This window comes from Citrobacter sp. wls827 (assembly GCF_005280875.1).
Classification (GTDB): domain Bacteria; phylum Pseudomonadota; class Gammaproteobacteria; order Enterobacterales; family Enterobacteriaceae; genus Citrobacter; species Citrobacter youngae.
Genome location: NZ_SZWR01000022.1, coordinates 148,954 through 160,417 on the forward strand (window position 1 = coordinate 148,954; position 11,464 = coordinate 160,417).

The 11,464-nt window shown below is 52.0% G+C and carries 12 protein-coding genes; 9 read left to right on the forward strand and 3 right to left on the reverse strand.

Features of this window, described 5'->3' with window-relative positions:
* The first annotated feature begins 105 nt into the window (after nt 1–105).
* The 9 genes from FDX03_RS19400 to FDX03_RS19440 are packed head-to-tail and all read left to right on the forward strand — an operon-like array spanning nt 106 to nt 9,304.
* Entirely contained in the window at nt 106–2,073 is a 1,968-nt protein-coding gene (locus FDX03_RS19400) for a phage tail tape measure protein (protein ID WP_137346440.1), read from the forward strand.
* Complete coding sequence (locus tag FDX03_RS19405; RefSeq protein ID WP_137346441.1) at nt 2,070–2,399, forward strand: DUF2590 family protein; 330 nt, start codon at nt 2,070–2,072, stop codon at nt 2,397–2,399. The genes FDX03_RS19400 and FDX03_RS19405 overlap by 4 nt, the downstream gene beginning before the upstream one ends.
* Nucleotides 2,396–3,580 (forward strand): baseplate J/gp47 family protein, encoded by a 1,185-nt coding sequence (locus FDX03_RS19410; RefSeq protein WP_137346442.1) that lies wholly within the window; start codon nt 2,396–2,398, stop codon nt 3,578–3,580. Before FDX03_RS19405 ends, FDX03_RS19410 begins: the two co-directional genes overlap by 4 nt.
* The gene (locus FDX03_RS19415; RefSeq protein WP_137346443.1) at nt 3,573–4,160 is read left to right on the forward strand and encodes a phage tail protein; all 588 of its coding nucleotides are present in this window, start codon (nt 3,573–3,575) and stop codon (nt 4,158–4,160) included. The genes FDX03_RS19410 and FDX03_RS19415 overlap by 8 nt, the downstream gene beginning before the upstream one ends.
* Before the next feature lie 10 nt (nt 4,161–4,170).
* On the forward strand, nt 4,171–5,844 hold the full coding sequence (locus FDX03_RS23660; RefSeq protein WP_249357116.1) for a phage tail protein: 1,674 nt from the start codon (nt 4,171–4,173) through the stop codon (nt 5,842–5,844).
* Nucleotides 5,845–5,847: 3 nt separating this feature from the next.
* A complete protein-coding gene (locus FDX03_RS19425; RefSeq protein WP_137346444.1) occupies nt 5,848–6,369 on the forward strand; it encodes a tail fiber assembly protein in 522 nt (173 codons plus the stop codon).
* Complete coding sequence (locus tag FDX03_RS19430) at nt 6,359–7,084, forward strand: hypothetical protein (protein ID WP_137346445.1); 726 nt, start codon at nt 6,359–6,361, stop codon at nt 7,082–7,084. Before FDX03_RS19425 ends, FDX03_RS19430 begins: the two co-directional genes overlap by 11 nt.
* Nucleotides 7,056–7,601, forward strand: coding sequence for a hypothetical protein (locus tag FDX03_RS19435; RefSeq protein ID WP_121585074.1), 546 nt, complete (start codon nt 7,056–7,058; stop codon nt 7,599–7,601). Before FDX03_RS19430 ends, FDX03_RS19435 begins: the two co-directional genes overlap by 29 nt.
* 2 nt (nt 7,602–7,603) lie before the next feature.
* A complete protein-coding gene (locus FDX03_RS19440; protein ID WP_137346446.1) occupies nt 7,604–9,304 on the forward strand; it encodes a hypothetical protein in 1,701 nt (566 codons plus the stop codon).
* 182 nt (nt 9,305–9,486) lie between these two features.
* Here FDX03_RS19440 and FDX03_RS19445 read toward each other — a convergent pair whose 3' ends face one another.
* From FDX03_RS19445 to raiA, 3 genes are all read right to left on the reverse strand, one after another.
* Entirely contained in the window at nt 9,487–9,684 is a 198-nt protein-coding gene (locus FDX03_RS19445; RefSeq protein WP_137346447.1) for a hypothetical protein, read from the reverse strand.
* A gap of 650 nt (nt 9,685–10,334) precedes the next feature.
* Nucleotides 10,335–10,721, reverse strand: coding sequence for a hypothetical protein (locus FDX03_RS19450; RefSeq protein ID WP_137346448.1), 387 nt, complete (start codon nt 10,719–10,721; stop codon nt 10,335–10,337).
* 157 nt (nt 10,722–10,878) lie between these two features.
* Nucleotides 10,879–11,217, reverse strand: coding sequence for a ribosome-associated translation inhibitor RaiA (raiA, locus tag FDX03_RS19455; RefSeq protein WP_003031244.1), 339 nt, complete (start codon nt 11,215–11,217; stop codon nt 10,879–10,881).
* Nucleotides 11,218–11,464 lie beyond the last annotated feature (247 nt).

Here is an 11,464-nt window from a genome sequence, read left to right on the forward strand (position 1 = left end):
TTCCGTGGATGATATTTCCGCCGCTATCTGGCTGGATAATCGCCACTGGGAAAATATGCGAATAGCGGTCGCTAACGGAATAGGCACCGCGTTTAAAGGTTCAGGATGAAACAGTTAGATTTTACATTAAGCCTGATTGATAAACTGACGCGCCCGTTAAAACAGGCGCAGAGCAGTGTCACCGGCTTTGCTGAAAAATCAAAAGCAGCCTTTTCGCAGATTGGTGGCGGTGCCGTGGCGTTAATCGGTACAGGGATGGCCATTAAAGGGGCGTTATCGCCGGCCATTGAGATGTATGACGCGCTGAATGATGCAGCGGCAAAAGGTATTGATGACAAAGCATTAAAGACCGTACAGCGTGATGCGCTGCGGTTCAGTACAACCTACGGTGCCAGTGCGGTGGAGTTTGTCAAATCGACCGAGAGCATCAACACCGCCATTGCCGGCCTGACCGGCGATGAACTGCCGAAGGTGACGAAAGTTGCCAACACGCTGGCGTTTGCCCTGAAATCAACATCTGCCGAAACAGCGGAGTTTATGGGGCAGATGTACGGCAACTTTTCCGCCGATGCTGAACGGCTGGGTAAAGTCCAGTTTGCGGAACAGCTGGCCGGGAAAATGGTGTACATGCGCAAGGTCTTCGGCACGGAAATGGGCGTCATCAAAGACCTGATGGAAGGTGCGCGCGGCGTGGGTACCAACTACGGCGTGGGGCTGGATGAGCAACTGGCTGTGCTGGGGCAACTGAACCGCACACTGGGAACGGAAGCCAGCAGCGCTTACGAAGGCTTCATGACCGGAGCCATTGAAGGCGGTAAAAAACTGGGGCTGTCATTCACGGATGCCACCGGCAAAATGCTGTCCATGCCCGAAATGCTGATCAAATTACAGGGAAAGTATGGCAAAAGCCTGGAAGGGAACCTGAAAGCACAGGCGGAGCTGGATGCGGCATTTGGTGACAGTTCGGCGGTGGTTAAACACCTGTACGGCAATGTGGCCTTACTGCAGCGCAATATCACAGAGCTGGGCGGTTCTGACGGGCTGAAGCGGACACAGGAGATGGCAGGGAAGCTGGTGAAACCGTGGGATCGCTTTGTGCAGATCCTGAAAGCCATCCAGACCGTCATTGGACTGACGTTGATCCCTGTACTGTATCCGGTTCTGAATCGTCTGGCCGATATGGGGCAGACCTTTGCCCGCTGGATGCAGCTGTTTCCCAATATTGCGCGTGTGATTGGTTACGTGCAGCTTGCGCTCTTTGGCGTGGCGGCAGCGGGGGCGGTGACAAATATTGTCATGGGCGTCTCAAAATTTATCCTGGTGGGGCTGAAGGGACTCTGGAGCGCCCTGACGCTGGTCACGAAGATATACACCGCCACCGTCTGGATTGCCTCAAAGGCCGTTACAGCCTGGAACCTGACGCTTAAATTTCTTCGTGGCACGCTACTGGCTGTTCGCATGGCGGCGATTATGGCCGGCATTGGCATCAATCTGATGAGCTGGCCGGTGTTGCTGGTTATTGGAGCCATAGCCCTGCTGGCGGCGGGCTGTTACCTGCTGATTAAGCACTGGGATGATGTTAAAGCGGCGGTGATGAATACGGCGGCGTTTACGGCAGTGGCGGGCGTGGTGCAATGGCTGGCTGGCGTGTTCTCCGCTGCGTGGCAGGGGATTAAGGACGGCTGGAACAGTTTTATTGCCCTGCTGGCCGGCTTCTCACCTTCTCAGGCATTAAGCGGGATGGCCAGCGGGATTGTATCCCTGTTTGATAACGTCTGGCAGACCATCAAAGGCGGGTTTCTGAAGTCGTGGAACTGGATCGTCGGACAGCTCAATAAAATTCCTGGCGTCGATATTTCACTGGCGAACGAAGCGCAGCCGGCACTGACAGCTAATACGCTTTCTACTGGCGGGGAATTAAAAGGTGTTGACCGGGGCGGAATCAGCAGCTCTATCAGCAAAAACTCAAAATCAGTAACGGATAACAGCAAAAAAATAGGTGAAGTGCATTTCCATACTAAAGAAGCGCTTTCACCCTCCCAGCTAATGGAATGGCAGGAGCTTAATGCATGAGTGATGTTCTTTATATTGACCTGCTTATTGAGAAGGGCGATTTCTTATTAAATGCCGGAAATGAGCCTGAATTGTGTAATAACCGAAAAAGTATCGGGCAGGACATTATTCACGCCATTATTGAAAGCGGACTGGCCACGCAATTAATTGCAGAGCGAAGCCCGACACTGAGAGCAGATATTTTTACGCAGCTGGAATTACTGGTTGAAAACGATGAACGCATCGTTCCGGGGACAGTGGAAATCAGTGAAGAAAGCCAGAAGCGCCTTTGGGTGACGGCCAGCACTTACGATTTTGGCACACTTTCTTATCAGGTGGACTTATGACGGAAAAGCCCCAGGTTGATTTTGAGGATGTCGTGAAAGCCAGCGGGATGCCGGTGACGGAATCGGAAGTGCGCGAACGCTTCAATGCGATAGCGGCCGAGGAAGGGATCATCACTAACACATCCCGCATGTCACCGTTCTGGCGGCTGATTACGGCCATTGTGACAGCACCGGTGATGTGGCTGAAGGATGTTCTGGTATTCACCGTGCTGGCCAATATGTTTGTGGCCACGGCCAGCGGGAGCATGTTGCGTCTGCTGGCCTGGGCGGTGAATGTCACGGCAAAGCCCGCCAGTGCAGCACAGGGCGCGATCAGGTTCTTTAAAGAAGATGCCAGAGCGGTGGTGACGGTGAAGGCCGGAACGGTTATCCAGACTGAACGCATAAACGGCCGGGTGTATGAGCTGGCGACCACTGAGGATGTGGTGATCCCCTCCGGCACGGCCAGCGCATTGCTGCCGGTAAAAGCGACCGGCACAGGCGGCGCATACAACCTTGCGCCGGGTTATTATCGTATTCTGCCGGTGGCCGTTGATGGCATCAGCCACGTGGTCAGTGAGGAAAACTGGCTGACGGTACCGGGGGCTGATGAGGAAAGTGATGATGAACTGCGGGAACGCTGCCGGAATCAGTTCAACCTGGTGGGCAATTACCACACGGATGCGGTTTACCGTTCAATGATTGCCGGTGTTGTCGGGCTGAGTATTGACCGGATTTTCTTTGAGCATGACGCGCCGAGAGGACCAGGTACCGCAAACGCGTATTTGTTGCTGGACAGTGGGGTGGCTTCCGCGCCGTTTGTGGATGCGGTGAATGATTACATCAATACGCAGGGGCATCATGGCCACGGCGACGATATGCAGTGTTACGCCATGCCTGAAACCCTTCACGATCTGGCCGTGACGGTATACGTCAGAAATCTGACCAACCTGACAGGCGATGAACAGAACAGCCTGAAGAACGGGATTGAAAACCTGATCCGTTGTGCTTTTCGTGAAAATGCGGATTTTGACGTCAGAAAGACGTGGCCATATTCGCGTTTCTCATTTTCCCAACTGGGGCGCGAGATCCATAAAACCTTTTCACTGGCGGATTCGCTGGCTTTTTCACTGGGTGACATTACCAGTGAGCTGAATGTGCCGCGTCTGAAATCACTGGTGGTGAGTCTTGAAAATGAATGAGTTCATGAAAAAGCTGGCCGGAATGGTGCTTCCCTCCTGGATGAATCAGGGGGAGCCGAAGAAGCTGCGGAATACAGCGCGGCGATTCTGGGCGGAGGTTTACGGCTGGATAACCTGGCCGATTAATCAGTTTGATCCGCTGACCTGCACACCGGCATTGCTGAACCTGCTGGCTTATGACCGCGATATTACCCGTTTTGATGGAGAGCCGTTGAGCCTGTTTCGCAAGCGCGTGGCATACGCCTTTATCAATGCGCGTGATGCCGGCTCGGTAGAAGGATTTATCAATATCTTTGAACGGCTGGGGATTGGGTATGTGGAGCTTCTGGAGCGACAGCCAGACATTGACTGGGACGTGATTCAGGTACGTGTCACGGACAGCCAGATTTCGGACAACACGCAACTGATGATCCAGATTATCCGCCAGTACGGGCGAACATGCCGCCGTTATCAGTTTGAAGTGATTACATCTGAGAGCCTGGCAATACGGGCTGGATGGGATCAGGGGGAATATGTGGTTTATCCGGCCACATTAAGCGGTACGGAAACCAACAGCGCGACATTCAGCGCGGTTTTGTAAGGAGTTTGATATGTCACAGACAGCTATCACGCTGGAATTTGAGCAGTGGAAAGCGCAGCAGGGTGCCACTGGCGAACCGGTGGTGCTGGATGAATTTGTGTTTGCGAATGTACCGGGGCTGAATCCGGATGTACCCATTGACCGGAATGAAGCACTGCCAGCTGTGGCGCAGATTGTTCACCGCGAGGCTGTCAGCCGTAAAGGGGTGGTGAATGATAACGCTGTGGTGCATTCCGTTGTGCTGGGCGCGGATGTGGGGGATTTTTCGTTTAACTGGATTGGGCTGATTAACAAGGCCAGCGGTACGCTGGCAATGATTGTTCATGCACCCATTCAGCAAAAGCTGAAAACCAAAGAAGGCCAGCAGGGGAACGTTCTGACCCGTTCGTTTCTGATGGAGTACAACGGCGCACAGGCTGAAACCGGGATTAATACACCGGCTGAAACCTGGCAGATTGATTTCACGGCGCGTATGGCCGGGATGGATGAGCGCCAGCGCCTGGAGAATGCGGATATATATGGTGCTGCAGCATTCTTTGGGGATGGGTATCTGGTCGGAAAAACCGGCAATCAGTTTTTTGTCACCAAAGGCACCGGCTATGTGGCGGGGCTGCGTACATCACTGGCAGAAAATCAAAATATTACCGTGACAACAAAGCCGGTAAAAGTCTGGCTGGATGTGTGCTGGTCGGGGGCGCTGACCAGCGCATGGCGCGTTCAGAGCAAAATCACTGTAGCGGAAAACCTCGCGGATTATGTGCAGAACGGCGTGCAGCATTACGTGTTTGCTGTGGCCAGCATTGATGTGAATGGCAATATCACCGATTTGCGGCCAAAAGGTGCGCTGAACGAACAACAGGCCAGTGACGCGCTGAAAAAGCATGAGCAGTCCCGCAATCACCCGGATGCGACAACCAGCGAAAAGGGATTTACGCGCCTGAGCAGTGCGACAGACAGCGACAGCGAAGAACTGGCTGCAACGTCGAAAGCCGTAAAAATCGCGATGGATAATGCGAATGCGCGACTGGCAAAAGACCGGAACGGCGCTGATATTCCGAATCCGCCGTTGTTTGTCCAGAATATCGGCTTAAAGCCCACGGTTGATAAAGCTGCTAATGCCGTTGATAAAAATGGCGACACGATGACCGGAGGCTTGACGCTGGTCGAAAGCGATGTCGTCCTTAAAACATCAAGTTCAGACAGCCCGCAGTACACAATTATTAACACCGCAACGGGGGCGGCTGTGAGTCTGGATCTTATTGGCAGAAATTTCCGTTTTTTTGGTGTCCCGTGGGGTGGTGGTCCTGTTAAGCAATTTACGTTCAATATGGAAACTGGAGACATAATTATTCCCGGTACATTCAGGATCGGTAATACAGCGTTTGCTAGTGACGGTAATGTCTTTGGTACTGCATGGGGTGATGGCACTGGTAATGGTGGCTGGCTATATCAGTGGGTGACTAATTATATTAATAATACGAAATCCTGGGTTAACCAAAACTTTGTTACTGGCGTGAAACGTGGTGCACAGAGCAGTATGGTTATGGATGGCGGACTGGTGGAAGCGCCTGCCGGCTGCGTCCTGACTGGCGGGAACGGAAACGAGGGTAACCAGGTCGGTGTCGCTTTATATCGCCCTCTGCAAGTATGGCGAAATGGTGGCTGGGTAACGATTGGTGATTAAAAAATGAAATTAACTAATTTACAACGCTATATTCCTGACGAGTATTTTTTGGGTGATGATATTCAGTATTTTATCGATGCCACAGGAAAGGACTGGTATAAATCACTGCCCAAATTCACAAAGAAATACAGCCTTGCTATCGAAAATGATACGGGCGTTATTCGCAGTATCAGTGAAGATGCATCCCGGCTTTATCCCGGTGGTTTGACGGTTGTTGATGTTGACAGTATTCCTGATGGTTGTGACATTTTCGGTGGCTGGGTATTTGACGGAAAAAAAGTTATTCCCCGTGTGTATGCGCCAGAGGAATTACAACGTCAGGCAGAGGCAAAGAAAAAAACATTAAATGACGATGCAGAAGCCGCTATTGCTCCGCTTTTACGTGCCGTAAAACAGGGGATGGCAACCGACAAGGAAACATCACTGCTCACTGAATGGGAAAGATATTCGGTGCTTCTGAGCAGGATTGATGCCAGCAAGCCACTGGATATTGTCTGGCCGGAGGTGCCTGACAATGTGGTGTGAAGCACGTCTGGCCTTCACTGACTCGCTGGCCGCGCTGAATTGTTCCGTTATTCCGGCGCATCCATGGATCAACGGGCTGGGACAGCAGACGGATAACGGTGCATATCTTAGCCCGGTGAATGCTGTCCGCTATCTTGCCGGGAGGCTGGCCGGAACGGGCGGAAATGCCGATGTGATGATCATGATGGTGACTGGCCAGACGCATGAAAATTTCATGAGCAGCCTTAACAGCCTGGTGGATGTTTTCCCCGCACCGGCATTCACCCAGGTAAAGCGTCTGGCGCAATCCGCTGCGGCGCTGGCCATCGAAAAAATGCAGATCCCCGCGAAAGCCGGGGCAGGGTTGCCGGTTGCGGTTCCGTTGTCTGTGCCAACCAGCAGGGCGGCATTGTCCGCAGCGGCGATAAGTCAGGCACAAAAAGCGGCCAGTGCGGGCTTCAGTCTGGACGGCATGAAGCAGCAGCTGGGGGAGTTCGCGCAGCTGCGTGACAAACTTATCAGTGATGTGGCCAGCGGACTGGACGATTTACAGGGAAAAAGTGCCAGAGCCTGGGTTTTTACGGGCAATGGCGATACAGCCACCACGCTGCTGGAGCTGGTAAAAGATATTCCGCATCCATCAGCCGTTTATACGGCGGCGGTGATGCTGGTTGGTGACAATCTGGATGGAATAAAGGGAATGATTCATGACTTCGATCCCAACACTGGCGCTTAACGGCGAGGCCATACAGCTGAAAAACATGCGTGTAACCGTATCGCAGCAGTTCCAGGATAAAGACCAGTCCGGCCAGACCAGCGCCACCACAAAATCAGAGCAGGGGGCAAAGGGCAAGGAACTGCGTATCAGCGGTGAAATTCCGTTTAAAAGCCCGGAGATCCTGAAGCGTATTTTCGAGCTGGCCAGCGCCACGGATGCGGGAGGAAACCGCCAGAAATACCGTGTGGCGCATGAAGTGGCCAGAGCGGTGAACTTTCGTGAGGCGACATTCAGCGGGACGCTCGATGCGCCGCAGCAGGACGGAAAAATGGCCTGGCTGGTCACGTTTACGCTGGCAGAACATATCAGCGTGCAGGAAAAGCGGGAGGCCAGAGCCACAGGGAAATCCAGCGCGAAAAAACAGACGGCCGGAGGTACCGGACAGGCCGGTGGTCAGAGTGCCGGGGAAGATGAAGAAAAACTGACGTGGTTTGAGAAACGTGTGCTTAAACCCGTCAATGATGCTTTGGGTTAACGATGAAACCAGTTAAACGCCTGTACCTTTCAACGGATGAAGTTCACCTGGCGGATGCCAGTCTGGTGCTGGAGCTGAACAGCTGCGGCCGGGGATTTATTACTGCACAGACAACCGCGGACTATACCGGGAAACTGGTGCGGCTGGATGTGGGGTATTCTGACCTGCTTTTGCGCTGGTTTACCGGCTACGTGGAACGCTCGCAACCTGCTGAAAATGGCTTTCAGCGCCTGTTTGTACGTGAGCTGGTCGGTGTGTTTGAAAAAGCGTGGCCATGTTCATTTCAGCATCCCACGTTGCGTAAAATCGCCGGCTGGCTGACGGAAAACAGCGGGATAGCGGTCAGTGTGCCGGATACATCCTACAGCGATAAGCCGATCCCCCATTTTACCCATAACGGCACGGGTTATCAGTTGCTGAATAACCTGGGCAGGGCGTTCAGTATCCCGGATTACATCTGGTATCAGTTGCCGGATGGTTCCCTGTATGTGGGCGGTGCAGAAAAGGCGCTGTTTGCCGGTCGGCCGGTAGATATCCCCGCAGAGTTCAGCCAGGGCACGGCGGGCGGTAACTCCATGACGTTGCCGGTGATCCAGAGTCTGCGGCCGGGAGTGGAGCTGAACGGGGAGCGCGTGACCAGAGTTCATCTGACCAATGACACAATGGCTGTCACCTGGACACCCAGAAACCGCGCTACAGGTCAGCCATTACAGAAAACACCGGCACAGCGCCAGATTGAAAGCCATTACCCGGAACTGGCTTCCGGGCTGCACCTGCCGAAACTGGCCAGAGTGGTGGCACCCAGCGAAGCGGTGAAAAGCGGTGATTTTTCCGATCCGTTCCGGCCGCGTTATGCGGTAGATGTGCAGCTGCTTGACGCAGACGGCAATCCCGACAACCAGACGCCGGTTTATTCGGCGGTGCCGCTGCCGGTACCTATGGCCGGGAATGATTCGGGTATGTTCCAGTTCCCGCCAGAAGGGACGCTGGTTGAAGTCGCTTTTACCGGGGGGCGACCTGATAAACCGTTTATCAGGCAGACACTGCCGGATGGTACCAGCCTGCCGGATGTTAAACCCGGTGAGCAGCTGCAACAGCAGCGGGCGGAAGTGTCGCAACGTGTTACCCAGGCTGGCGACTGGGTGAGAAAGACCGATCAGACCATCAGCGAAACATCGATGGCGCGTACGGTCAAAGCCGACACGGAACAGCGTGATCTGGTCAGCCGTGAAACAACGGTTAAAGCCACGGATAAGACTACGGTTCTGGGTACCGCCACCCTGATGGCCGGTGCCATCCAGCAGGTCAGCGCCGGGGATTTTAGCCAGGCTGCGAAGGGTAACAGGCTGGCCAGCATTGAAGGGAATGACGAAACCGATATAACCGGCAAACAATCCACGAAAGTGGCCGGCGCCGTGGATATTGATGTGGGGGGAACCCTGACTGAAAAGATTGCCGCGCTGCGTAAATCGGTGGCGGCGGGCGGTCAGCAGATTATGGGACCAACCGTCCATATTGGCAGTGAGAGTGTCAACACGCTGACCATGATGCTGGATACCATTGATTTACTGGCAGAACTGGCGCAGCAGTGTGCGAGTCATTCACACCCCAGCGTGGGTACGCCAACCAATGCCGGCGCATTTACCCAGACGGCAGAGAAGGCCGGACAGACCCGCAATAAGTACCAGAGCATAATCGCCTGACCATCGCATCAGCCCGCATCTAAGCGGGCTTTTTTGTACCCGCCTCCAGACCTCACCAGACGCATTCTGAGCGTCGTTATTATCTGCACCCGTTCATCCCAACTAAATTAACTTCAGAAGCACAGCAAGGCGCTGATGCAGCCTGACGCGACGAAATAACGGCGGAAGTGACGAAAACGGCGCTACACCGCACCCGCCTGCGGTTTTCGTGTTGAGAATGATTTCAGTTTTTCCTGTAGTACAAAACACATCGCCAGACCGCGCCAGCGCTGGGGCTTTGGCAGCAGTTCGCCAACTGAAATGTGTGAAACAGATTTCAAGGATTTCAGTTTTTGTGCGATTGCCAGCAGTGGGTGAAAAATACCGGTTCCTGACTTCATGCGGGATTAACAGCGATTACGTGACTTTTTACGTAACAACAGCAGCGGGATCACGTAAGTGCGTGGAATTGTCCAGGCCTTACATGGCGTGCTCTGGCGCGGAATGACAGTGGAATGTGGAACTGAAATACCTTGCACAGCCTGAGCCATCGGCACACCTGCAATAACGTACATGAACCAGTGTTCAAATCACTAACAGATAGATATACAAAACTACCAACAAATCAGGGTGATTTCTGACCGATTCTGATTTTTTCAAAAATTTATGGGGGGCATCGGAAAACCGTCACAAACGTCACAAGATTTGAAAATTGTATCTATCTATATGATATATATAAGTAAATATGGTTATTGAAAACCATCACAAAAATATCACAACAGCATCACAGTGTGACGGTCTTAAATCATCACAACTCTGTTTTATAACTGACTGAATTTATTGGGTGTGACGGTTTACGTTACGTTTTGTGATGGTTTTACCGTCACAACATTTATTCATGATAATCAGATGGTTAAGGCGTGATTTCAAGAGGCGTGATGGTTGTGACGGTTTTCCGATGGCCGTCTTAAATATGAGCGGTGGGGGAGTGCAGATTCATTAACATTTAGCAGATACAAAAAAGCCCCGGAGAATGGGGCTATTGCTGCGTTTACTGGTCGTCTTGTTTGGGCGTAACAACCACTGATGCCAGCTTATCGATCAGACGTTCGCAAGCCTCAACATCTTTCAGGCTACGCAATTTTACCTTTGCTGTTTTAGGTTCATCACCGCGAGTGCAAAGATTCAACTCGATTTCAACATCGTTTCTGTTCAGTAATCCCATAATAACCCCTGCTAACTTCCTTGCCTGAGTGGCCACTTCAAAGATGAGATTAAGTCTATCCGGTGCATTGTTGGAAAAGCAAACAGTGTTACTAACGTCAAACCCGTTACTTTTGAAGTAATCTTTTATTGAAGCTGAAAGTTCAGGAGGGCAAGCAAGCCTGACGCCAGCCAGTTTTGATTGATGTAGTGGTGCTCCTTCTAACTCTTGCATTTAAGACTCCATATGAAAAAACCCCAGATTCGGGGTTTTTTGTTGTCGATGTGGTCGATATGTGGACGCTGGTTGAAATAAGTCCTTTTATTTCAGTGTGCTACAGTGAAATAAAACGCGCCCGAAGGCGCGTTGGCGATACACTCAATGTAAGGGACTACTCTTCTTCTGCTTCGACGAAGTTGGCGTCTTTTACTGAAGTTGTTGCACGACGGGCTTCGCCTTTGTGCTGCACTTTATTGAGCTGCCGTTCCAGCTTGTTGATCAAATCGTTAATGGCGGTGTACATATCCTCGTGTTTTGCGCTGGCGACCAGATGTCCGTTCGGTGTATTGATGGTGGCATCAGCAATGAAACCCTGTGGCTCCTTAGACAGAATGATATGTGGATTAATCAGATGAGTTTGCCATTTTTCAAGTTTGGCGAGACGGTCTGCGACATGCTGGCGAATTGCCGGAGTAATTTCCATTTGTTTACTGGTAATGTTCATTGTCATAAATTTTACCTCTTGTCTTTCCCGTCTTGGTGATTCCAGCATACCGTTCCTAATGTCAAAATATGTGATCTAAATCACATATTTTTGTCGCTTTTTGTCAAGAAAACCTTTTTGTGAGGCACCGCAGGAACAGGCGATTTTTTACTTGAGGAATACCTGAAAGCAGGCCATATTTGATAGGATGCGTCGCAGCTAAACCGCTTCAGTTGTGGTGTTAACGGATAAAAAAACGGCAGCCCTTGGGCTG

Coding starts and splice junctions, on each gene's coding strand:
- FDX03_RS19400 (WP_137346440.1), top strand. CDS start 106: ATGAAACAGTTAGATTTTACATTAAGCCTGATTGATAAACTGACGCGC.
- FDX03_RS19405 (WP_137346441.1), top strand. CDS start 2,070: ATGAGTGATGTTCTTTATATTGACCTGCTTATTGAGAAGGGCGATTTC.
- FDX03_RS19410 (WP_137346442.1), top strand. CDS start 2,396: ATGACGGAAAAGCCCCAGGTTGATTTTGAGGATGTCGTGAAAGCCAGC.
- FDX03_RS19415 (WP_137346443.1), top strand. CDS start 3,573: ATGAATGAGTTCATGAAAAAGCTGGCCGGAATGGTGCTTCCCTCCTGG.
- FDX03_RS23660 (WP_249357116.1), top strand. CDS start 4,171: ATGTCACAGACAGCTATCACGCTGGAATTTGAGCAGTGGAAAGCGCAG.
- FDX03_RS19425 (WP_137346444.1), top strand. CDS start 5,848: ATGAAATTAACTAATTTACAACGCTATATTCCTGACGAGTATTTTTTG.
- FDX03_RS19430 (WP_137346445.1), top strand. CDS start 6,359: ATGTGGTGTGAAGCACGTCTGGCCTTCACTGACTCGCTGGCCGCGCTG.
- FDX03_RS19435 (WP_121585074.1), top strand. CDS start 7,056: ATGACTTCGATCCCAACACTGGCGCTTAACGGCGAGGCCATACAGCTG.
- FDX03_RS19440 (WP_137346446.1), top strand. CDS start 7,604: ATGAAACCAGTTAAACGCCTGTACCTTTCAACGGATGAAGTTCACCTG.
- FDX03_RS19445 (WP_137346447.1), bottom strand. CDS start 9,684: ATGAAGTCAGGAACCGGTATTTTTCACCCACTGCTGGCAATCGCACAA.
- FDX03_RS19450 (WP_137346448.1), bottom strand. CDS start 10,721: ATGCAAGAGTTAGAAGGAGCACCACTACATCAATCAAAACTGGCTGGC.
- raiA (WP_003031244.1), bottom strand. CDS start 11,217: ATGACAATGAACATTACCAGTAAACAAATGGAAATTACTCCGGCAATT.